This is a genomic window from Flavobacterium branchiophilum FL-15 (assembly GCF_000253275.1).
Classification (GTDB): Bacteria; Bacteroidota; Bacteroidia; order Flavobacteriales; family Flavobacteriaceae; genus Flavobacterium; species Flavobacterium branchiophilum.
Genome location: NC_016001.1, coordinates 946,111 through 970,340 on the forward strand (window position 1 = coordinate 946,111; position 24,230 = coordinate 970,340).

Below are 24,230 nucleotides of genomic sequence, written 5' to 3' on the forward strand. Positions count from 1 at the left end.
AATCAAATTAATCATTCCATTTTTTTAGCACTTTGAAGGCTTTTGACCGACACTATCATTAAAAAAAATCAATTTTTTAACCATTCTCATTCATATAAAAGTTTACCTTTGCTGTTTGGATAGTTTATTTTTTATACGACTATAAAAAACCTAGTCTTTATTGATGAAAAAACATATTGCCTTTCTCGAATTTGAAACTCATGCTCCTTTATTAGAGCAATGGTATTTGCTATTAAAAGAGATGCAATTGCTTGATTATCATTTTTTTGTATCAAAAAAAGTAGCCAATCACCTTCAAAACATACCCCAAAAACATATTACGGTTTTGGATCAAATAGCAGATTTTAAATCTCAGATTCAGCATTTTGATGCAGTGGTTGTCAATACTTTTCACCGACATTTCGATCAGTACCACTTTATTTTTCGTCAAAAACCCAGTATGTGCTTGGTTCATAATATGAATTTCAGTGTTTTTTTTAATCCGTTATGTATTCAGACCATTTTCAAAGAAAAAAATAGACTTACCTATTATCTTAAATTGTATATCAAAGAAAAAATAGATTCAAAACGGAAAAATATACTTCATTTTACACAGTTGGCCGTGCTATCAAAGGCTTTGCATCAAGAACTAATCAGCAAAAATGCAATTGCTGCATCCAAAACGGTTTGCCTCAATTTGAATTTTTGCGAAACTATTCAATGTCCGCCACAAAAGCCAATAAAAATAGTGATTTCGGGTAATATTTCCAACAAAAGAAAAGATATAGACTTGATTATTAGTGTTTTAGAAGAGTTAAATCCTGAAAATCATTTGGAGTTTGAATTTTTGGGTAAACCAGAAAATACCCAAATAGAAAAAAAATTGATTGATTTGGAAACCAATTTGCATCCAAATGTTCGTATTTCGTATCATCAAAAATACATTCAATGGGACGATTATCAAACGGCCATTTCAAAAGCTCATTTGTTGCTTTGTCCAATCAAACAACAAACGTCGTTTTATTGGGTAAAAGAAAAATATGGACATACTAAAATGAGTGGCAACGAAAATGATTGTATTGTACACGGCAAGCTTGGTTTGTTTCCCTCGTATTATCCAAAAATGGAATGGCACAATTTATTTTATGAAAACAAATCTGATTTAATCGAAATATTGAATCATTTAAGCAGCGATTATTTACAAAAAGAATATAAAATATTACAAAATTACAACACAAGTTACCAATTTAATGGTGTTAAAAACCAACTCGAAAACCAATTATTAACATTAGCATCTTTACCACAAAATGTTTAAATTTTTCATACAATTGGCCTTCCATTTTTGGCCAGAACTCTACAAAAAACGATTTTTTAAATCATTAAAGTCTTTAAATACAGATACTTATAAGTGCGAACCCGAATTGGGATACCTCAATAAAATATTACATCCCAATGCTACTTTTATCGACATTGGAACCAACAAAGGAATCTATTTGTATCAAGCAGAACAAATAATTACAACGGGCAGGATTATTGGCTTTGAACCCAATTCCGATATGGTAAAATTGGCCAGTCATTTGTTTCCAAAAGCACAAATTGTTCCTTTGGCTATTTCGTCAAAAACGGGTACTGCTACTTTATTTATACCCAAAATAGCCACAGGTTTACAAGATACCCGTGGCTCATTAGAAGCGTTGGGAGATAATGTAGAAAAAGTTGAAATTCAGACTATTACTCTCGATTCATGGGTGCAAAACAATCATTTAACTACTATCGATGTGGTCAAAATCGATGTGGAAGGCCATGAATACGATGCCATTTTAGGTTGTCAGCATATTTTACAACATTTCAAACCAATTTTTATTATAGAAATAGAACTCAGACATGCCCATTATCCTATTGAAGCCATTTTTAATTTTATAAAAAATTTCAATTACAATGTGTATTATTTTGACAGAAAAAGCAAACAACTTACTCCATTTGATTACACTAAAATGCAGCTTTTTCAAGAAGATGCCTTTTTAAATAATTTTAATTTATATATCAACAATTTTATTTTTATTCCAAATCAAAACTAAAATGGGAATTGTAGCTAGACAAAGTATCAAATATAGTTTTGTAGGATATTTTAGCGTGTTAATTGGCGTTTTTACAACGCTATTTATCTATCCTTATAATTTAGAATTTGCAGGCAAATTGCAATTTGTATTGGCTACTGCATTACTCATTTTGCCCGTTGTTTCACTTGGGATTGCCCATGCCAATATCCGATTTTACCCCCGATTATCCAAAACCAACGACCACCAGCATTTGTTGCGGTTTTCGATGTTTTTTTTGGTTGCAAATGGTATTTTTGTAAGTATTTTATATGTAATTGCAGCCCTGATTTTTCCAAGTATTCAACTTACAGACATGTGGGAAATGGCTTTTTATATCTTTCCTTTATTGTGTCTTTTATCTATTATTCAATTATTATCTAGGTATATTTCTATAAAAAAACGAATAGTTGTCCCCAATATTTTTGAAAATATTTTTCCGAAATTAGGTATGATTGCTGCCTTTACGGCTTACCATATCGGTCACTTTTCTGAACTTGTTTCTATACTGATTTTTCTGTTTTTTTATGTGTTATCACTTATAGGAATGTATATTTATGTACAAAAAATAGATCCTTTTCAAAGCCGTTTCTCCTCTTTTTTTCTACATCAAAACCATTTCAAATCCGAGTTGTTACAATTTTCTTTATACACCTTTTTGGGCAGTATAGGCTCTGTAATTGCTTTAAATATAGACACTTACATGATTGGCGAGTTTTTAGGCTACGCAGAAGTATCTGTTTATAACACCACGTTCAATTTAATTCGTATGATTACCGTGCCAGCACTAGGCATCTATACCATTTCGGCACCCATAATTGCACAATATATCGAAGAGGCTAATTGGTTAGAATTGAAGGCTTTGCATCACAAAACTTCTTTATATTTATTTACTTTAGGTGCTTTACTTTTTAGTTGTATTGCCATTGGAATAGACGATTTATTCTTACTTATGAAAAATGGCGAAGCACTAAGCAAAGGTAAAAATGTGGTTTACATTATAGGATTTGCTTTATTGTTTGATTTAGCAACAGGGTTTAATGGCTACATTATTACTAACTCAAAATATTATAAATTCAACAATACATTAACTGTTGCATTGGCTTTTTTAACTATTTTGTCAAATTTATTTTTTCTTTTTTATCTAAAATTAGGAATTATTGGAGTAGCTTGGGCAACTTGTATTTCCATGAATTTATACAACTTAATCAAAATTGCCTTCAATTACAAAAAATTTGGCGTGCATCCTTTCAGCTTTCGCTATGGTTATGTTATTGGTTTTGTAATATTATCTGTTGCTATTGGATTTATATTACCCAATTCATCTTACAAAATAATCAATCTTTTCTACAAACCACTCATCCCAATAACCATTTTTATAATGGGCAATCAACTATTCAAAATTATTCCCATTCCCCAATGGTTATCCAAAAAAATGAAAATATAAATGTTTTGGGCGTTCCCACAAGGGGCCGGGCTATTCGCTATATCTTTTTTAAAACAAAAAAACAAGGCAGAAAAAGCCTTGTTTTTTTGTTTTAAAAAAGGATACCGCTGCTATCCCTAACGCACTTTCAGGACAATAGCAACACTTTTTTTCAAATAGTAAATTTATTGGTATCTGTATCCAATACCCGTTTTAATATTTTGAGAACCTCCCAATTGATTAGAGTTATAACCCACTGTGGCTTTGTCTGAAGTCATCAATACAAATGGACAACCAATGGCCGCAGCAGCCATTTTCAATTTTTTCTCGGCTTTTTTGTCTCCAGTATTTCCAGTTTGAAAATTAATCATACCTGTTTTCCCTCTCACTTCGCCTCCTTTTTTCAATCCAGCAATATATGATTTTTCTTCTAGTATCACTACTTTTTCCCAATCATCTTCGCCATTTACTACAATTTTTTCAGTAACTTCTTCAACTCTACCGCTTTTTCCATAAACAATTTTTTCAATGGCATATTTTCCAATGCTGTTTTCTGCATCTTCTCCGTCATATTTGAATACCACGGTATATTCTTCTACCTTAATAACTTTACCTTTTACTACCTCGCCACTGTGTTTAGTAATCACATCTACTTGTGCAAATGTGCAAACGGACGAAAGCAAAAACACCCATAATAAAATAATTTTTTTCATTTTTTTTGTTTATATTTGATTGATATTAATTTTTACAAAAATATTAATTTTAATTTAAAAACCAAGAAAAAATGAATAAAAATAAAGATATCGAAAACCAAGAAGATTTATACTTTTTAGTTGATAATTTTTACAAAAAATTACTTTCAGACCCTCAAATAAGCTATATTTTTACAGATGTAGTCAAAATAAAACTCGAAGAACATTTGCCCATTTTAGTAACTTTTTGGTCTCAAGCCATTTTAGGCACAGGAGGCTATACCCGAAATTTAACTCAAATTCACTTAGACATCAGCCAAAAAGAATATTTATCTCCCGCACTATTTGATATTTGGTTGCATCACTTTTTTGTAAGTGTTGAGGAACATTTTGAAGGTACAAATGCCGAAAAAATTAAAACTCAAGCTTTAAATTTAGCTACGATTATGAAGATTAAAATAATAAATCAATCAAAAAACTAAAAATAATTCAAATTAATAGTTAAAATGTAATAAATTCATAATAATATGCAAGCATAGTATTTTTTTGTTTTTGCATCAAATAAAAATGTAATTTTGCATTCAAAATCGGCAACAGATGAATATAAAAATAATTGGGTCAGGAAGTTACATTCCAAGTATATGTGTAAGTAATAAGGATTTTAGCAATCACGAATTTTTAAATGAAGACGGTACTCCTTTTGGTTATCCAAACGACGTAGTAGTTAGAAAATTTAAAGGTATCACAGGTATCGAACAACGACGGTATGCTACAAACGAACAATGTTCGTCTGATTTGGGGTTTTTGGCTGCACAAAAAGCCATAGAACATGCTCAAATTGATCCCCAAACTATAGACTATATTATTGTAGCTCACAATTTTGGCGATGTCAAACCAGGTTCTGTACAATCTGATATTTTGCCAAGTTTAGCTACCAGAATCAAAAATAAATTACAAATCAAAAACCCAAAATGTGTGGCTTTTGATATTCTTTTTGGATGTCCAGGTTGGATTGAAGGTGTTTTGCAAGCCAACGCTTTTATCAAATCTGGAATGGCTAAACGCTGTATGGTTATTGGTTCTGAAACCCTTTCCAGAGTTGTGGACGACCACGACCGAGACAGCATGATTTATGCCGATGGGGCAGGGGCTACTATTTTTGAAGCTGCAACCGATAATTCGGGTCTTTTGTCTTATGAAAATGCCACTTTTGCCATAGACGAAGCAAACTATTTGTTTTATGGAAGCTCCTATAATCAAAATTTGGACCCAAACATCAAATACATCAAAATGTATGGCCGAAAAATTTACGAATTTGCCTTGAGCCATGTGCCTCATGCCATGAAAGATTGTTTAGACAAAAGTGGCATAGCAATAGAACAGGTAACAAAAATATTGATCCATCAGGCCAACGAAAAAATGGACGAAGCCATCATCAACAGGTTTTATAAATTGTATGACAAACTCGTACCTCAAGGGATTATGCCAATGAGTATCAATTTGTTAGGCAATAGCAGTGTGGCAACGGTACCAACACTTTTCGACTTGTTAATTCATAATCAAATTGAAAACCACCACATCGAAAAAGGCGATATTTTGATTTTTGCCTCTGTGGGTGCAGGTATGAATATCAATGCTTTTGTTTATCGTTATTAATTTTTATCAAAATCTTTTGTGTTTTTGGGATGCCTTTTTCAAATTTATACTAAATTTGAACCTTCAACAATGTTTATCCTTATTCCATGAAAAAATTACGATTTCCTATTATGGCTTTAGCAGCTTTTGGGGTTATTTGGCAACAAAACAAAGCACAACAAAATATATATATCCTTTGTATTTGTGTGGTTGTTTTTATGTATGGAATGATGCAATTAAGTGGGAAAACACCAAGTAAAAATATACAAAAAGACGATGAAAAAGATTAATATAGGCGACAAGGTGGCTGTTTTGGACGATGATTTTAGTGGTATTGTAAAAAATATTAAAAACAATCAAGTAGAAATAGAAACAGCCGATGGGTTTACAATGACGTATGAAAATCATGAACTTATTGTAATGAATCATACCGAAAATTATGTAAACAATCAAAATTTTAATTACAACCAAGTCCTAAAAGAAAAAGAAACTCCCCTAAAACCCTATACTGTCAAAGACAAGAAAGTTAAAAACGAAAGAGGGGTTCCAGAATTTGATTTGCATATAGAGCAATTGGTTCCTAATAAAAAAGGCATGAGTAATTATGATATTTTGACCTTGCAAACCGAAACCGCCAAACGGCATATAGAATTTGCAATTAAAAACAGAATCCCAAAAATAGTGTTTATACACGGTGTGGGCGAAGGAATACTCAAAGCGGAACTCGATTTTTTGTTAGGTCGCTATGACCAAATCATGTTTCAAGATGCCAATTATCAAAAATATGGCTTAGGAGCTACAGAAGTATATTTTAAACAAAATAGTTAACTTAAAACAGCAATAAAAAAGGTGCCGAAATTTTTTTTCGACACCTTTTTTAGCCTTAAATTCCAGCTATGACTTTGATTTCAGCTATGATTTTTAAAGCCAATGCATCTGCAATTTCTTGAGAAAATGCTTCTGTATAAATTCTAATAATGGGTTCGGTATTCGATTTGCGAAGATGAACCCAGTTTTCTGCAAAATCTATTTTAACACCATCAATGGTAGAGATGTTTTCGTGTTTATATTGCTCCGTCATGGCTTCTAAAATAGCATCTACATCAATTTCTGGCGTAAGTTCTATTTTGTTTTTACTCATATAATACTCTGGATACGAAGCTCTTAACTCAGAAACTTTACAATTTTTATAAGCCAAATGGGTTAAAAATAAAGCCACACCAACCAAACTGTCTCTTCCATAATGCAACTCCGGATAGATGATGCCACCATTACCTTCGCCACCAATAACGGCTTGGTTTTTTTTCATCAAAGCTACTACGTTTACCTCGCCAACAGCACTGGCTTCATATTGCCCGCCATGCAAGTGGGTTACATCTCGCAAGGCCCTCGACGACGACATGTTAGACACCGTATGGCCTGGTGTTTTGCTCAATACATAATCTGCACAAGCCACTAGCGTATATTCTTCACCAAACATGTTGCCGTCTTCAGATATAAAAGCCAGTCTGTCCACATCAGGATCAACCACAATACCTAAATGGGCTTTTTCTTTGACAACCAAAGCACAAATATCGCCCAAATGCTCTTTCAACGGTTCTGGATTATGCGGAAAATGACCATTGGGTTCGCAGTATAATTTGACAACTTCTACCCCCATTTGTTCTAATAGTTGAGGTATTATGATACCTCCCGATGAGTTTACGCCATCTACCACAACTTTAAATTTTGCATCTCGTACAGCTTCAACATCTACAAGCTTCAACTTAAGCACTTCGTTGATATGAATATCCATATAAGCCTCGTTTGTAGTAACCGTACCCAAATGGTCCACATCTGCAAACGTAAAAGCATCACTTTCAGCAATATCCAATATCAATGCCCCTTCGGCACCACTCAAAAATTCTCCTTTTTCATTCAACAATTTAAGGGCATTCCATTGTTTTGGATTGTGCGATGCTGTAAGAATAATACCGCCATCGGCTCCTTCCATCGGCACGGCTACTTCTACGGTGGGAGTAGTAGAAAGCCCCAAATCTATCACATCTATACCCAATCCTACTAATGTGTTCAATACTAAATGGTGGATCATTGGCCCCGAAATACGAGCGTCTCTGCCCATAACCACTTTTACTTTTGTCTTCGATAAATTATTTTTCAAGAAAGTACCATAAGCGGCGGCAAACTTTACAGCATCTACGGGTGTTAAGTTATCGCCTACATTTCCGCCTATTGTTCCCCGAATTCCTGATATTGATTTAATTAATGTCATGTGTTCCAATTTAGGTTTAAAGTATTCAAAGGTAAAATTTTTATTTTTATTTCCAAATTTTTTTATAATTACCCTTTCTAAATTATAAACCAATCCTTTGCCTCTTCAAATATTATATTAAATCATGTTCCATAAGTTTCATTACATATACTAAACAAGACATAAACAACCTCATTTTTAATACAATTAAAATTGCATTAATATTATTTGGGCGTGTCCCTCCGCAAGCTACGGGTCGGGCTTTCCGTTACAATCTTTTTTGTTTTTAAAGAAAAAACAAAAAAGGATTTTCACTACAATCCCTCACGCAAAAAAACAACTGCATCAAAAACATTTTTTTTTTAGTTACAATACCTTTATTTTTATACTTTTCACAAAAATTAAAGTCAATGTCTTATAGTTAAACGAAATAGCATAATAATTATACTTATATATATGTCGAAATTTAAAATTTCGACATATATTATTGATACAAATAAATGCTTAACTAAACAGCAAAGATGAAATATGTAAAACCAAAAGTTGCATTTGTTAGTTGAATCTAGCTCATTTCTAAGAAATAGAAAATATTATGAAGGAACCATGATTGCACATTTAAGCGATAGGGATATGTATGATTTTGAACTAGCTCAAACATATAAAAAAAAGCTGGAACGATTATATCTTGGGAAAAACTTGCATTTATTACAATGAAAACAAACCGTAAAATTTATGGAAAATACTAAAAAAGTCTTTGAGGATTTAATAGCTAGAATTGAAAGTGATAATACACATGATGAAGACTGGGTTTAAATGCCCAGTTTTTATTAAAGTATCTTTAACTTAGTGTTTTATTTCATTATTAAATTCAAATTTAGAATTCTTGTATTTTGAGCAATTAATTCTGTGTTTTTTTCTTTTAGTTCTACTTCAATTTCTTGAATTAGGTTAGTATCAATTACATTTACTAAAAGTATTGGTTTTAAAAATAATCCGTTAAATTCTTGCAATTTTTGAAGTCTTGCCACATCATTGATTAATTTACCAAAATGTTTTCTGATTTTATTTTTTAGCTTATTAGTGGTTGTGTTTAGTTTAAACATCTTAGCTTCAACTATGTACGTATAATTTGAATCTTTAAAAATACAGTCAATTTCGATATCGTCTAAAAAGTGTTGGTTTGTTTTGTAACGATATTTTTTACTTTCCAATATATTACAGTAAGCATCTAAAAGTAATCCGTCTTTGCTTTTTACTATTTCATAAATCTCTTTATGCAATTGATAAGGAACAAAATAGGTAACTTCTTTTGAGCAAACAGGACATTTTAAGTCTTTGAGTTTACTGGGATTTATTCGTAGTTGGAATACTCCTTTGTAAGTGCCAGGATCACAATGCGAACATTCTATAAAAGCATCTTCACTACTTGGAGCAATGATTCTATTGTCATATAACAGATGAAATAATTTCAAACGAGAAGTAAAGTTATCTTCACTGTTTAACGTATTTACTAAAATTTGATTGGTGTTGTAAAGTTTTTTATAAGAATGGTTTATATACAATTCTTTAATGAATTTTATACATTCAAAAAAAGTGTTTATTGTATTCTCGTTTATTAATTCGTTGCCCTTTTTGGGTATTAATCTTCTTTCAAAATTGGTTTCAATTTGTTTAAACGTTTCAATGTTTTGGCCAATGAAACCATATTCTTTTAAGAATTTTATGCTATGCTTTTCTCTGTTTTCTGCATCGGTGAGAATTTTTATTGCTCTGAAAAACAAATTCAAACCTTTTTTATCAAAGTCATTAATTAATTTTTCAAATGATTTACGAAAATGCTTATCAAAAAAGTCTTCCAGTATTGGTGTGAAATATTCTATTTTGGCGTTTAACGAACCATCTAAAAAAATGTTATGGGTTTCGTTTCTAAATTTTATAGTATTGTGAACATTATAGCCACTTTCTTGTGCATTGGAAATAGTAATTCTTGGTAAGGAGTAGCTAAACGCATTTTCTCCATCACCAATAGTTGTTGTTTCTAAAAGTTCTTCTTTAGAAAGCATAAATAAATTTTGACAAGATTTATTTTGCCAAAATAGATTATAAAATATTTTTTTTGTTTCAGTCATTATGGATTAACGGCTTGTAGTTTGTATCATTTGTGGTTTAAATTTTATTGATCATTTACAAATCAAACTCTATTTTTGAGAATTTTTTATTTACTATTGCAGGACACATAAAAACAAATTGCTCATTTATTTCAGGGAAATAATTAAACCCTATTTTTATAAAATAACTCAACAGTTTATAGGTGATTTTTTCATAATCATCGTCCATTGCATCGTATTTCATTTTTTCTGTAAACTCATCACTAATAAGTTCTTTATCAAAATTTGTCTGAATATAAAATGGCTCTTTACAAATTGCAACGATAGCGCAACCTTGAACGAAATTTGTAACAAAATCTTTAATAAATTTGGTTCCTATTTTATGCCCTTGATATTCTGGTAAAATTTCTATTGAAGCAATAAACAAAACATTTGGATCTATAAGATTATCATTGTATTTTTCATTCAATTGTTGGTTCCAATCTTGATTTTGAAAATCATAAATTGCATTACCTAAATCTAAAGTATGTTGTTCGTTGTCAAAAATAGAATAAGCATCCCAGCCATCATTTGCACCTTCGCCAAGTAATAATTTATTGCCTGTAAGTCTTCCAATTAATTTTTTATTGTTTCCTGTGGAGTCTTCCAAAAAAACTTCTCCTTTAATTTCTTGAGAGTATCTTGCGTTTTCTCTCGCACCTAGTGAAGAACATATTTTGTACTTGGTGCTAAAATTCATATCGTCCCAGTTTATAATTTCATTCATATTTTCAAAATTTTCTAATTAAATATTTCTTTCTCAAATTCAACTATAGCTTCTTCCTTATTTTTTGCACTCAAAACATTCAATTCTTTTATTTGTGATTTAAAGGAATTGATAGTATTTATTATTTTGGTTTGTATTTCAAAAGGTGGAATAATAACATTATAATCTTTAAGCATTTGAGCATTTAGATTTGGTTGATTATTACCGCTTGCCATTTCTCTCATTCTGTCATATTCGCCCATTAAATATAACCAAAGATAATCTGTTAAAATAACTGAATTATTAATGTTAAACAATACAGCACAAGCCTGATTGGTCGATGCGTCGATACCTAATTTTGCAGTACGTCCTCTTGTTGCTCCTTGACCGTACATTGCAATAATTAAACTATCTTTTGGATAAATTTTTGCACTACTATTTTTAATGGCTTCTATTGTTATTTTTTCTTCTGTATCATATATTATATCATTAACAACTTCGCCAGTTTTTATCCAAGGAATGTTTCCTTTGTAATATTCTTTTCTTTCTCTACTTGGTGTACCTCCGCTACTAACAGTACATATATCTTTAATCTTTTTTAATTTAAATGAATTATTAGAAATTATTTTATTTGAATTGTTTTGATTTGCTCCCCATTTGTCAAATTCTGAATATTTGTAAATTTTCATAAATGACCCTATTTTTTTCTCGTAACTATTTTTTTTATGTTCAACCCCCAACTCCTCAAACAAATACCTTTCAATATCCATTTCAAGTGTTTTGGCTTGTTCTTCTTGTTGCTGGGCAAGTTGCAGTTTTGCATTATAACTGGCAACTATTCTGTTTTGTTCTTCTAATGTTGGTAATGGTATTTCAATGTCTAAAAACTCATCTTGCTTAACTCTTGCTTTTGAAATCCCTGATGTTTTGCTGTTTAATAATTTTTTAAAAGCATTACTTCTTAAAACTTTACGTAAAAAGTCGCCTGATATTAACGTTTCATCAAAAGTAAAAGTTGGATATTCATTACTTACACCAAAAGGAGTATTTCCAATTTCATTGAAATAAATACATCCGTGTCGAACATTTATTTTAGAATAAATTATAGCATTTTCGGGAACTAAATTTAGCCCTCCTTTATAGGTGTGTATTTCTTCAAAATCTCTTAAAAATAACTGTCCACCAAAATTAATTTTGGCTATAATTTGCCATTTATTTTTAATCATTTCTTCTTTTGAAACGTTCTTTTTATAAGGAATTAAAATATCTCGTAACCTAACTACATTTTCAAATGAAATATTTAAACCTTTGGTATAGCGTTTTACATCCCACAAATTAAATCGGGAAAGTGGTACTAATTTTAAGTAACTTAATTGTTGCATACTATTTACCATAAAAAATATTTTAGAAGATCTAATTTGATGCTGTTATTATATGTTTTTTTGTTCATTATTATTTTTTGGCTAAAGCCTATTTTATTGTTTATTTTTTTTTATTGGGATAAATCCCAATTCTATTCAATTCATTATTATTAAATGGGATAAATCCCATTTCTATTCAAATTCATTATTATTGAATGCAATAAATTACATTTCTATTCAATTCATTATTATTAAATGGGATAAATCCCATTTCTATTCAAATTCATTATTATTGAATGCAATAAATTACATTTATATTCCATTCATTTTTTCAAATGGCTTAATCCCATTTTCTATTCATTATTATCAAATGGGTTGCAACCCATTCCTTTTCAAATTCATTGCCTCAGTTTTATATGAGGATTTTTTGATTCAATTGCCTCCAGATTCATCTGAAGGGGTTTTGATTTCAAATTCAATTGCCTCCAGATTCATCTGGAGGGGTTTTGATTTGTAATTCAATTGCCTCCAGATTCATCTGAAGGGTTTTGATTTGAAATTCAATTGCCTCCAGTTTCATCTGGAAGGATTTTGATTTGAAATTCAATTGCCTCCAGTTTCATCTGGAGGGAGTTTGATTTGTAATTCAATTGCCTCCAGATTCATCTGGAGGGATTTTGATTTGAAATTCAATTGCCTCCAGATTCATCTGGAGGGGTTTTGATTTGTAATTCAATTGCCTCCAGTTTCATCTGGAAGGATTTTGATTTGAAATTCAATTGCCTCCAGTTTCATCTGGAGGGAGTTTGATTTGTAATTCAATTGCCTCCAGATTCATCTGGAGGGATTTTGATTTGAAATTCAATTGCCTCCAGATTCATCTGGAGGGGTTTTGATTTGTAATTCAATTGCCTCCAGTTTCATCTGGAAGGATTTTGATTTGAAATTCAATTGCCTCCAGTTTCATCTGGAAGGATTTTGATTTGAAATTCAATTGCCTCCAGATTCATCTGGAGGGATTTTGATTTGAAATACAATGGGCTTTAGCCAAAATAATATGAAATTAATCATCAATTTTTTGAAAACCATATTTCTCAAAAAATTCATCATATTCTTCTTGAAATGTTTTTTTACTATGATGTACTTCTTGATTTTTAATATAATTCCGAACTCTGTCAATCATAGATTCTGAAACCGAAACAGCAAAATATTCATCCTGCCATTGAAATTTTTCAAGTATCAATTTTTGATTATTAAACCAAAATGAAGATTCACCTTTAATCAATTGCATTGTTTTTTGAATCGTTTGATCTACTCCAAGCGATACTAAACAATGACAGTGATCCGTATAACCTCCTATAAAATCTATGAAAATACCTTTTTCTTTAGCATTTTCTCTAATATGATTCCACATTTTTATTCTCAACTCTTTTGTAGAAAGAAAAGGTTGTCTGTTTTTAGTGCTCCACACAAAGTGAATATAAATTTTTACAAAAGGCATACAAAAGTTTCATTTAGTTTCCATAAAAAGGTTTTGGTTCTCCAAGTTCCATTCTAAAAATGTTTTCGTCTATTATTTCATATTTTACTTCTTCAAGCACATTTTCCCAGAGTTTGTTGGCTTTTCTGTATGCTGTAAATTCTATTTCAAGCGGTTCTAATTCATTTTCTATTACTGAACCTGTTGTACTAATTCCTGCTTTTTCTACTTCGGCAATTGGTATTTGGTAATCAAAACACTCTTTAATTTTTTGTTTGGTTTTATTTTCTAATTGAGCTTCTAATAGCTTTAATTTTTCTTTTAATTCTTTCTTTTGTTCGGCATTTGGTTTTTCAGGAAATGTTTTAATTATCTGTTCACTTTCTACTTTGTATAATGCTGCTTCTGTTGCTTTTTCTGTTTTAACAATATGCTTGTATTGTTTTAATTCGTCATCTGTAAATTTCTTAAAAAACAATAAACTTGGTTTTACAGTTGCACCACTGGCAATAAATACATCTTGTGGAATAGAGGTAATGAGTATAATTTTTGCAATACCCTCTACATAATCTCTAATTTTTTGCAAGTTGGTATTATTTAAAACTCCTTCGGGTAAAACAATACCCAATCTTCCGCCAGGTTTCAATAAATTAAGGCAACGCTCTATAAATAACACTTCGGTAAGTGTACTCATTGTGCCTGTTTTATACAAACTCAATAACGGTTTACCTATGTTGTTGTTTACTTGTTTCAACGCTTCATCATAAGCTTTGCCGTAACGCTCTCTGTATTTTATAATTCTTGCTTCGTCTGTATATTTATCGGCTTCGCTTATTTTTAAAGATTTTTCAACCCTTGCCCCAAATGGTGGATTTGTTAAAATAACATCAAAACGATTTTCAAATATTCCGTTTACATTCAGTAAGCCATCGTTATGGTGTACGCCTCCGTGTCCGTCGCCGTGCATAATCATATTCATTTTAGCTGTACGGCTCATTCTTGGGTTGGCATCTGTACCAAAAATGCAATCGTAACTTAATATTCGTAACCTGCTTTTTTCGTTGTTTATATCAAGTTCAGCATTTAGTTTAGAAAACAAATCGTTTACAACTTCGTCCACTTTTTCTTTTTCCTTTTCAGGCATTTTTTCAAAAGCATCATCAAAATAAAGTTTTTTGATACGTTCTTTTTCTTCGTGTATTTCTTGCTCAATTTTTGTTCTTACATATTCAAACGCTTTAATTAAAAAACCACCACTACCACAACAAGGGTCACAAATAATTTCACCTTCTTCGGGGTCAAGGACTTTTACCATAAAATCAACTACAGTTCTTGGAGTAAAAAATTGCCCTAATTCTCCTCTAAATGTTCTGCCTAAAAATTGCTCAAATGCAATCCCTTTAACATCATCACTGGTAGTAGAAAGATTATAAATTTGCAATTCTTCAACAATAGCTTCAAAGCTATTTTCACGTATTCGGATAATTTCTGATGCTTCAAACAAATCATCATCTTTGAAATCTTCTTTGGTTTGCTCAAATAAAAACTGATAAAATTCTTTACCGTCTTTAGGTTTAAATTGCTCGTAACTATCTTTAGCTTTTTTGAAATTTTCTTTTGAAAATATTTGAGAACCTGTATTACTTCGTTCGTATCTAATTTTAATGAATAAAATTTTGCTTATTTCATCAAATGCGGCTTCTGGAGAAAGTTTGTCATTATTACGAATAATATTATGGCATTTGAAGAGCAGTTTAGAAAATTCATCTCTTGTAAATGCTTTGGTTTGTTTTAATAAATCGGTAATTTTCTTTTCATCATTAACAATGTCCGCTTTCGGAATATCAATAATTTCCTCTAATTTTTTGGGAATATTACCTTTAATTACTTTAAAAATTCGTGTTTCTTTAATGTTAGAAGTAACAAAAAAATCAGCACCTGCCCACGAAGCATAATTATAACCTTGAAAGTAATCATCTTCTCGAACTGTTATATGTTCAGCTTTACATTCAACAACTATAATTGGACTTTTGCTGTCGTGTTTGTCTTTGAGATTTCTCCAAATGACAATATCAGCCATTGCTCGACCTTGTCCACGTTGCGAGTTGCTTACTTTTATTTCTTGCCCCATTTGATCCAAAGTGAAACCGTAATCATTTATCAAACGACAAATATATTCTTGTCTTACTTTTTCTTCGGGTTTTAAAACTAAATATTTACCTAATAATGGAGCAAATATTTTATTGTCTTTAATTTCAACTTGCATCATTATTTTGAAATTTTAGTAGGGTTTATTAAATCTCTAACATCTATTTCAAGAAGTTTTGCTATTGTTACTAATTTATCCATTGACGGTTGCACTTCGTTTGTACACCATCGGGAAACAGTAGTTTCATTATTTTCTAATTTTTCTGCAAGCCATTTGTTAGTTTGATTTTGCTCTGCTAAAACTACTTTAAGTCTATTTATTGCTTTATTTGCCATATTAATCTGCATTTGCTGTAAAGGTATTAACTTTTAATGTATTTATAACAACACAAAAGAAAAACATAAAAACATTTTAAATCTGTGCAAAGTGTATCTATATGGCAGTTGTTAAGTATAGAAAAATAAGCTTTAAATTACATAGCCAAAAATATAATATTTTAACAACAATTATTACTACATTAAATTATTTTATTGTAAGTAAAAATTTTAAAATTATTTTTCTTATAAAATAGTAAAGATGCGACGTTATTTTTTTTTCAAGATTTTATAAAAAAATCATTTCATAGCTGGGCTACATAATTATTTTTTTTGACTCATTTTAGCAAAAAAGAACAAGTAGATTGGATTATTTTATATGTATATTTGGTATTACCATGCTTGAACCATTTTTTTTATTAAATTGGCATACATTCAACTGCTTTTCAAAATCATGTTCATCTAAAAGGAATCAATCTCATTTCAATCCATTGCCTCCAGAAATAGTTAGGAATTTATTTCTTTTATTCAATTTATTGAAATGCTTTTCGATTGATTTGTAGGGAGTTTAAATTGAAACACAGTTGATTTTAGATCAAAATCAGTACCAATTTTTGTTAAAAATACAAAAAAGCAGATTCAAACCCTTTCAAATACTTTGTTTTTTGAATCGTTAAAATGCCCACAAGAGATACAATACCAAAACAATGATCACGATCAGCGCTTTTTACATCAAAACACAAACCACTAACTTCAAAAATAAAGGTTAAATCTGTATCAATAGAGGTTAAACCTATACTAATAAAGGATAAACTTGTATCAGTAAAGGATAAACCTGTATCAATAAAGTTTAAACCTATGTTAATAAAGTTTAAACCTATACTGATAAAGGATAAACCTATAACAATAAAGGATAAACCTGTATTAATAAAGTATAAACCTATACTGATAAAGGATAAACCTATAACAATAAAGGATAAACCATTATTTTTTGTATATTTGCCTCAAAGTTTAATCAACCAAAAACCATCAACCAAAAACCATCAACCAACAACCAACAACCAACAACCAAAAACCATCAACCAAGAACCAACAACCATTAAAAAAAAATAGTATGAAAAATTTGAAGCACCGCCTAACCAACAGCACAGAATTTCCGGCAAATGGCAATTTTGTTCATTATTATTTGCATCAAAATAAGATAAGCAAAGCCGAAGTGTCACGAAAATTAGGGGTAACCCATACAACCGTTTCGGGCTATATGAAACAACAGTCGTTGCAGTTTGGAATATTATGGCAATTGAGCAAGGTGCTGGAGTATAACTTTGTGGCACACTTGGGCGAGTATTTGAAAATACCGTATCAAACAAAAGTCGAACAGGAACTTCGAGCTACGATAGAGCAACAAAATGCCCACATAAAAACCCTTGAAACCGAAATTCAGATTTTGAAAGGGCTGCGGCAGTAAGTATTACCAAATATCAAATATTCCCATTTATAGGATTATTTGTGCTATAATATTCAAAAAAAATAGTTCCTAGCCAGTGATGCCATGTTGTTTTTTTGACATTTTTTTCTAAAAAACAGCATCGCATTTTTGGACAGTATCTATATTTGGTATAAACAGTAGGGGAGGGGGTTGTGTTACTTTATTTAGGAGTATAAAAAAAGCGTCTTGAAAAACTCAAAACGCTTTTAAAAAAAAATAACAAATTAAAAAAAACTATAACGGTATGTTGCCATGTTTGCGTTTTGGTGCAACGGCAACTTTATTTTCGAGCATGCTAAATGCTTTAATTAATTTCCTACGGGTGTCTTGTGGCAAAATCACTTCGTCCACAAAACCACGCTGAGCAGCTGTGTATGGATTGGCAAACAAGTCAGCATATTCGGCTTCTTTTTCGAGCAATTTTGCAGCAGGATCGGCAGCTTCGTTGATTTCTTTTTTGAAAATAATTTCCGACGCCCCTTTAGCACCCATTACGGCAATTTCTGCAGATGGCCATGCAAAATTCAAATCGGCTCCAATGTGTTTGGAGTTCATGACATCATAAGCTCCACCGTAGGCTTTTCTAGTAATTACGGTAACTCTTGGCACGGTAGCCTCGCTAAGGGCATACAACAATTTGGCTCCATGAACAATAATTCCGTTCCACTCTTGGTCTGTTCCTGGTAAAAATCCGGGTACATCTACCAGTACAAGCAACGGAATGTTGAAGCAATCGCAAAAACGGGTAAATCTAGCGGCTTTGATTGATGAATTAACATCCAATACTCCAGCTAAAATCATGGGCTGATTGGCAATAATTCCGACACTGCGGCCGCCAATTCTGGAAAATCCAACAATAATATTGTCTGCAAAATTTTTATGAATTTCATAAAATGAATCTTCATCAATAATACCCGAAATTACTTCGTGCATGTCGTAAGGTTTGTTAGGACTATCTGGAACAATAGAAGCCAATTTTTCTCGAACCTCGTTACCTAAAGCAAATGGGATGTTTTTTGGTTTTTCGGTATTGCTTTGAGGCAAATAACCCAACAATCGTTTGATGTCTTCTAGGCATGCTACATCGTTTGCCGATGTGCAATGGGCCACCCCCGATTTGGTAGAGTGCGTGCTTGCCCCACCCAATTCTTCGGATGTAACCGTTTCGTTGGTCACGGTTTTTACTACGTTTGGCCCTGTTACAAACATATAGCTGGTGTTTTCAACCATCATTGTAAAATCGGTCATAGCAGGCGAATATACTGCTCCACCAGCACAAGGGCCCATGATAGCCGAAATTTGAGGAATAACGCCCGAGGCTTGCACGTTTCGGTAAAAAATATCGGCATATCCGCCTAAAGAACGAACCCCTTCTTGAATTCTAGCCCCACCAGAATCGTTGAGACCAATCATGGGAGCTCCCATTTTTAGGGCCATGTCCATTACTTTGCAAATTTTTTCGGCATGGGTTTCAGACAGCGAACCGCCAAAAACAGTAAAATCTTGAGCAAAAACATATACCAATCGGCCATTGATGTTGCCATATCCTGTAATAACCCCATCGCCCAAATACACTTCTTTTTCCATTCCAAAATCGGTTGTTCGGTGGGTAACCAACAGGCCAATTTCTTCAAAAGTTCCTTCGTCCATCAAATAATTGATGCGTTCACGGGCGGTTAATTTCTTGTTTTGATGTTGTTTTTCAATACGTTTTTCGCCACCACCCAAGTGAGCCAAAGCCATTTTATCGTTTAATACTTTTATTTTTGCTTCCATAAATTATTGATTTGGTAATCGTACGATTTTTTGATCTTCAAAATATTGTTTTAATGCCACAAGAGCAGCAATTTCGGCTTCTTGGGCCATTTGTTTTTTCAAAACTTCTGCATCATAGTATTTTTTTACAAAATGAGTATCAAAATTCCCTGAACGGAAGGCTTCGTGTTCAAAAACAAATTTTCCAAAAGGCAACGTTGTCGAAACCCCCTGAATTTTATAGTCTTCAATGGCTTTTAACATGATTTGCATTGCTTCTTCACGGGTTTCGCCATAAGTGATGAGTTTAGAGAGCATTGGGTCATAATAAATTGGAATGTCCATGCCTTGTTCAAACCCGTTGTCCACACGAACGCCTTTGCCTGTTGGCAATATATATTGGTCTAAATGTCCAACACTTGGCAAGAAATCATTCAAAGGATCTTCTGCATATACCCTCAATTCTAGGGCATGACCTTTTATTTGAAGGTCTTCTTGTTTTAGTGTTAAAGCTTCGCCACGGGCTACTCTGATTTGCATTTCTACTAAATCTACCCCAGAAATAATCTCTGTTACAGGATGTTCAACTTGCAAACGGGTATTCATTTCGAGGAAATAAAAATTATGGTTTTCGTCCAACAAAAATTCTACAGTACCCGCCCCTAAATAGTCGCACGATTTGGCAACTAAAACGGCAGCTTCGCCCATTTTTTTACGTAGTTCGGGTGTCAATACTGCCGACGGAGCCTCTTCTACTACTTTTTGATGGCGGCGTTGCACACTACATTCTCTTTCAAACAAATACAATATATTGCCGTGGCTATCGGCCATAATTTGAATTTCGATATGACGAGGTGAGGCCACATATTTTTCTATAAAAACAGATCCGTCTCCAAAAGCAGCTACGGCTTCGCTAATGGCACGATTCATTTGCGATTCAAATTCGGCTTCGGTTTCTACTACCCGCATCCCTTTTCCGCCACCACCTGCCGAGGCTTTTATTAATATTGGAAAACCAATAAATTGTGCGGCTTCTTTGGCTTTTGCAATATCGGTTATGGCTTCATCTACGCCTGGCACCATTGGAATATCGTAAGCTTTTACGGCTTCTTTGGCCGCTAATTTGCTTCCCATTATTAAAATAGCTTTTGATTTTGGCCCAATAAATGTGATGTTGTTTTTTTCTGCTTCTTCTGCAAATTCTGAATTTTCGCTCAAAAAACCATATCCAGGATGGATGGCATCTACCCCTAATGATTTGGCTACGGCTATAATTTTGTTCCCTAATAAATAGGATTGACTCGAAGGTGCTTCGCCAATGCAAACGGCCTCGTCTGCAAATTTTACGTGTGGTGCATTTCTATCGGCAGTAGAATAAACTGCAACGGTTTTGATGCCCATTTTTTGAGCCGTTTGCATCACTCGGATTGCAATTTCGCCTCGATTGGCAACTAATATTTTTTTCATTTTGTTATACTATTTTTATTTTTTTTTGAATTGGAAATTAAAAGATTTTGGATTCTAAATATGCTATTGTGTAACTTAAAAAAACGGTGGGTTACTATTTACCGTATTTTGCATTAGGATAGCGGTAGAAATCCTTTTAGAAGCCACTTCCAGTACCCAAAAGGGTGTGTTATATTGCACGAATATAGTTTCTGAATGTGGTTATCAAAAAAGATTATTTCACCATATTTCATTTCTTTTGGAGTTCATTGAACGTTGTTTGAAACGGATAACCCAACCCTTGTGGGAACACCCAAATAAACATTTTATAGAATTAATCCCTTAATAATTTAGAATTCAAAATATAAGGTTATTCAAATTCGATTAACAATTGTCCTTTGTCCACGGCATCGCCCGTATTGACGGCAATCGATTTGATAATACCATCTCTTGGCGAAAGAAAACTGTTTTCCATTTTCATGGCACCTAAAATCAATAAGTTGTCATTTTCTTTTACTTCTTGTCCCACTACTACACTTATTTCCAATATCAAACCAGGCATTGGAGCTTTGATGGCGTTTACTTGTTTTGAAGTACCAACTTCGAAGCCCATTTTTTTTATCAATACATCCAATTCATTGGCAATGGCCACTGTATAGGTGTTGTTATTCACTTTTACAGTATAGGATTTGCGGTTAAAATCTGTTGAAACAATTTCGGCTTTAAAAGGTGTGTTGTGGTGCAAAACATGAAATTGGTTTGCTTGTACACTAACAGCATCTAATTTTGCAACACTTTCATTATCAAGTTCATAATGAAAAGTGTCGTTTACTTTTATGTTATAATTATTACCCATGTAATTTTTTTTTTTATTGGGTGTAAAAGTAATTATATATGCTGTATTATTGTTAATGAAACCGACCTATATTTGCTAAATTAATATACATAAATTAAAAATAATGTATCATTATAACGAAATTGATACATTTTTATAATAAAATCAATCCTTTTGTTTTTAAAATTTCAATGTTTTTACTAAACCAAAAGGGTTCAAAATCATCAAAATGGTTTTCAAAATCGGATTGAATCATTTTGAAAGTGGGCAACGTGGGCTTGTTTATATGGGCTTGATTTAAAATGGCAACCAACCAATGGGCCAAAGGGGTTGCTAATCGGATTTCGAATGAGTGGTTTTTTTGATGAAATTCGAGTACCGACATTTGAAACTTTTGTCCTTTTTTGGATTTGATGTAGTCTGTTTTTTGTGGCATTGGCCCTAGCCAAATCATTTTGCTATTGGCTTTTGGTAATACCAAAAGGGGCGATTGTGCTAAGCATTTTTCTATAAAATCAGGTTTGATTTTGGTTTTTGGAATTTTAAAATCAAACCATTCTTGGAGGTTGTAGTCCAAGCAATAGCCGTGCATAAAATTGTATAACGATTTTTTTAAACCATACGAAAATTGCTCGTGCTTGATGCCTGTTGTGTCTGTAAAAGCGATGTCGTTATGGGCAAATTGAATGTTGTTTGTTATGGTTTTTAATCCAAATTGTTGCGGATTTTGACCAATGGGACTGTGAGCAGTAAGGGCAAACTGGTGCCAAAAACCCGATTGTAGTATGCCAATTTCAAACAATTGCCTTACCATTTCGAGGCTGTCGATGGTTTCTTGAACCGTTTGTGTAGGGTATCCATACATCAAATAGGCGTGTATCATGATGCCATTTTCGGTAAAATTTCGGGTAACTTGAGCCACCTGAGCCACTGTAACTCCTTTGTCTATAAGTTGCAAAAGCCTGTCCGATGCTACTTCTAGCCCACCCGAAACCGCTATACAACCCGAGGTTTTGAGTAGCAAACATACATCGGGTGTAAAACTTTTTTCAAAACGGATGTTGGTCCACCAGGTTACTATTAATTGTCTTTTGATAATTTCGAGTGCCACGGCCTTCATGAGAGCTGGTGGAGCTGCTTCATCTACAAAATGGAATCCTTTTTCGCCAGTTTGTGCTATCAATTGTTCCATTCTGTCAACAATTAATGATGCGGCAATGGGTTCGTAAATTTTGATATAGTCCAATGATATGTCGCAAAAAGTGCATTTGCCCCAATAGCAACCATGTGCCATTGTTAGTTTGTTCCAGCGTCCATCGCTCCAAAGGCTGTGCATAGGATTGGTCATTTCTATAACCGAAATGTATTGATCTAAAGGTAAATTATCGTAATCAGGTGTGCCTACTTGGTTTTGTTTGTAGTCTTTTTGAAGGCAATTATTGTAATAAACTACTTGATTGTTTTCTAATAAAAAAGTGCGTTTGTAACTATCTTTAGCAAATAAAGACGTGTCGTTATTTACTTTTGAATATAAAATTTCGATGGGCAATTCACCATCGTCTAGGGTAATGTAATCAAAAAAATCAAATACACGAGGATCCTTTAACGACCGCAATTCGGTGTTTGGAAAACCACCCCCCATTGCCGTTTTGATATTTGGAAAATGTTGTTTGATCCATTGTGCTGCTCTGAAAGCACTATATAAATTACCAGGAAATGGCACCGAAAAACAAATGAGTTGGGGTTGGTGTTCTTGTATTTTTTGATTTACTATTCGTAAAGAGATGGCATCAATATAGGTGGGCTTTTGTTGTAAATACTGATACAATTCGTCAAATGTGGCTGCACTTCTTCCCAATTTTTCAGCATATCGACTAAAACCAAAATGAGGATCGACACATTCGACAATAAAATCCGATATGTCCTCTAAATATAAAGTTGCCAAATGCTTAGCTTTATCTTGTAAACCCATTGTGCCAAATGCCAAATCAAGGTCTGTCAAGGAATGAAAACGGGAGGCTTCGGGCAAAAAATAACCACTACAAATGAGTCTGGCCAATGAAGCATTTTTGCCTTGCAAAAAAGCTATTACACTATCGATAGTTTGGATATAATGGGATTTTAGGGCCAATATTCGTTTGGCATTGTCCGAAAAATGGGGGGTACTTTGTTGTGCAAATTCAAATAAATGTTGAAAACGCTGACTCGAAAACAATTCTAAAATGACTTCAATTCCCAAATCTGTTTGATAGGATTTGATGTTTTTAGTATTTAAAAATCCTTTCAAATAAGCCGTAGCGGGATAAGGGGTGTTGAGCTGCGTAAAAGGCGGTGTTATTAATAGAATTGGTGTCAAAATATTTTTTTCTACAAAAGTATATTTTTTTTTCAAACACCCGATTGTCGTAATGCTCAAAGTTTTATTTGTCGAAATATTTATTTTTTACATTGACAAAATTTATATAAATA

The 24,230-nt window shown here is 32.6% G+C and carries 20 protein-coding genes; 8 read left to right on the forward strand and 12 right to left on the reverse strand.

Features of this window, described 5'->3' with window-relative positions:
* The first annotated feature begins 163 nt into the window (after nt 1-163).
* Genes FBFL15_RS04065 through FBFL15_RS04075 form a run of 3 tightly spaced genes read left to right on the forward strand, consistent with a single transcriptional unit; the run spans nt 164 to nt 3,522 of the window.
* Nucleotides 164-1,294, forward strand: coding sequence for a hypothetical protein (locus FBFL15_RS04065; RefSeq protein WP_014083386.1), 1,131 nt, complete (start codon nt 164-166; stop codon nt 1,292-1,294).
* A complete protein-coding gene (locus FBFL15_RS04070; protein WP_068801148.1) occupies nt 1,287-2,057 on the forward strand; it encodes an FkbM family methyltransferase in 771 nt (256 codons plus the stop codon). Before FBFL15_RS04065 ends, FBFL15_RS04070 begins: the two co-directional genes overlap by 8 nt.
* A 1-nt stretch (nt 2,058) precedes the next feature.
* On the forward strand, nt 2,059-3,522 hold the full coding sequence (locus FBFL15_RS04075) for a lipopolysaccharide biosynthesis protein (RefSeq protein ID WP_014083388.1): 1,464 nt from the start codon (nt 2,059-2,061) through the stop codon (nt 3,520-3,522).
* 164 nt (nt 3,523-3,686) lie between these two features.
* Here the strand turns inward: FBFL15_RS04075 and FBFL15_RS04080 are convergent, their stop codons facing one another.
* Complete coding sequence (locus FBFL15_RS04080; RefSeq protein ID WP_014083389.1) at nt 3,687-4,214, reverse strand: hypothetical protein; 528 nt, start codon at nt 4,212-4,214, stop codon at nt 3,687-3,689.
* 71 nt (nt 4,215-4,285) lie between these two features.
* On the opposite strand from FBFL15_RS04080, the gene FBFL15_RS04085 reads away from it, so the two are divergent.
* The 4 genes from FBFL15_RS04085 to FBFL15_RS04100 all read left to right on the forward strand — a co-directional run bounded on the left by FBFL15_RS04085 (nt 4,286) and on the right by FBFL15_RS04100 (nt 6,656).
* Nucleotides 4,286-4,675: a group III truncated hemoglobin gene (locus tag FBFL15_RS04085; protein WP_014083390.1), complete on the forward strand. Its 390-nt coding sequence runs from the start codon at nt 4,286-4,288 to the stop codon at nt 4,673-4,675.
* 115 nt (nt 4,676-4,790) lie between these two features.
* The gene (locus FBFL15_RS04090) at nt 4,791-5,849 is read left to right on the forward strand and encodes a 3-oxoacyl-ACP synthase III family protein (protein ID WP_014083391.1); all 1,059 of its coding nucleotides are present in this window, start codon (nt 4,791-4,793) and stop codon (nt 5,847-5,849) included.
* Nucleotides 5,850-5,935: 86 nt separating this feature from the next.
* Nucleotides 5,936-6,118: a hypothetical protein gene (locus FBFL15_RS04095; RefSeq protein WP_014083392.1), complete on the forward strand. Its 183-nt coding sequence runs from the start codon at nt 5,936-5,938 to the stop codon at nt 6,116-6,118.
* A complete protein-coding gene (locus FBFL15_RS04100; protein ID WP_014083393.1) occupies nt 6,105-6,656 on the forward strand; it encodes a Smr/MutS family protein in 552 nt (183 codons plus the stop codon). The genes FBFL15_RS04095 and FBFL15_RS04100 overlap by 14 nt, the downstream gene beginning before the upstream one ends.
* A 55-nt stretch (nt 6,657-6,711) precedes the next feature.
* On the opposite strand, the gene glmM is transcribed toward FBFL15_RS04100, so the two are convergent.
* The 7 genes from glmM to FBFL15_RS04135 form a co-directional block, all read right to left on the reverse strand.
* Complete coding sequence (gene glmM, locus FBFL15_RS04105) at nt 6,712-8,100, reverse strand: phosphoglucosamine mutase (RefSeq protein ID WP_014083394.1); 1,389 nt, start codon at nt 8,098-8,100, stop codon at nt 6,712-6,714.
* Nucleotides 8,101-8,930: 830 nt separating this feature from the next.
* Nucleotides 8,931-10,142, reverse strand: a complete 1,212-nt coding sequence (locus tag FBFL15_RS04110) for a hypothetical protein (protein ID WP_044032141.1) — start codon at nt 10,140-10,142, stop codon at nt 8,931-8,933.
* A 121-nt stretch (nt 10,143-10,263) separates the two neighbouring features.
* Nucleotides 10,264-10,953, reverse strand: coding sequence for a hypothetical protein (locus FBFL15_RS04115; protein ID WP_014083397.1), 690 nt, complete (start codon nt 10,951-10,953; stop codon nt 10,264-10,266).
* Nucleotides 10,954-10,967: 14 nt separating this feature from the next.
* Nucleotides 10,968-12,326 carry a restriction endonuclease subunit S gene (locus FBFL15_RS04120; RefSeq protein ID WP_014083398.1) on the reverse strand — a complete coding sequence of 453 codons (1,359 nt, stop codon included), beginning with the start codon at nt 12,324-12,326 and terminating at the stop codon, nt 10,968-10,970.
* Nucleotides 12,327-13,356: 1,030 nt separating this feature from the next.
* Nucleotides 13,357-13,794, reverse strand: coding sequence for an IS200/IS605 family transposase (gene tnpA / locus FBFL15_RS04125; RefSeq protein ID WP_014083399.1), 438 nt, complete (start codon nt 13,792-13,794; stop codon nt 13,357-13,359).
* A gap of 13 nt (nt 13,795-13,807) precedes the next feature.
* Complete coding sequence (locus FBFL15_RS04130; RefSeq protein ID WP_014083400.1) at nt 13,808-16,039, reverse strand: N-6 DNA methylase; 2,232 nt, start codon at nt 16,037-16,039, stop codon at nt 13,808-13,810.
* A gap of 2 nt (nt 16,040-16,041) precedes the next feature.
* Nucleotides 16,042-16,257: a helix-turn-helix transcriptional regulator gene (locus FBFL15_RS04135; protein WP_014083401.1), complete on the reverse strand. Its 216-nt coding sequence runs from the start codon at nt 16,255-16,257 to the stop codon at nt 16,042-16,044.
* Between the two features lie 1,093 nt (nt 16,258-17,350).
* Between FBFL15_RS04135 and FBFL15_RS04140 the strand changes: the two genes are divergently transcribed.
* The gene (locus FBFL15_RS04140) at nt 17,351-17,704 is read left to right on the forward strand and encodes a helix-turn-helix domain-containing protein (protein ID WP_014083403.1); all 354 of its coding nucleotides are present in this window, start codon (nt 17,351-17,353) and stop codon (nt 17,702-17,704) included.
* 255 nt (nt 17,705-17,959) lie between these two features.
* Here the strand turns inward: FBFL15_RS04140 and FBFL15_RS04145 are convergent, their stop codons facing one another.
* From FBFL15_RS04145 to FBFL15_RS04160, 4 genes are all read right to left on the reverse strand, one after another.
* Nucleotides 17,960-19,501, reverse strand: coding sequence for an acyl-CoA carboxylase subunit beta (locus FBFL15_RS04145; protein WP_014083404.1), 1,542 nt, complete (start codon nt 19,499-19,501; stop codon nt 17,960-17,962).
* Between the two features lie 3 nt (nt 19,502-19,504).
* Entirely contained in the window at nt 19,505-20,947 is a 1,443-nt protein-coding gene (gene accC, locus FBFL15_RS04150; protein WP_014083405.1) for an acetyl-CoA carboxylase biotin carboxylase subunit, read from the reverse strand.
* Between the two features lie 349 nt (nt 20,948-21,296).
* Nucleotides 21,297-21,782: an acyl-CoA carboxylase biotin carboxyl carrier protein subunit gene (locus FBFL15_RS04155; protein WP_014083406.1), complete on the reverse strand. Its 486-nt coding sequence runs from the start codon at nt 21,780-21,782 to the stop codon at nt 21,297-21,299.
* Between the two features lie 133 nt (nt 21,783-21,915).
* Nucleotides 21,916-24,117, reverse strand: a complete 2,202-nt coding sequence (locus tag FBFL15_RS04160) for a B12-binding domain-containing radical SAM protein (RefSeq protein ID WP_014083407.1) — start codon at nt 24,115-24,117, stop codon at nt 21,916-21,918.
* Nucleotides 24,118-24,230 lie beyond the last annotated feature (113 nt).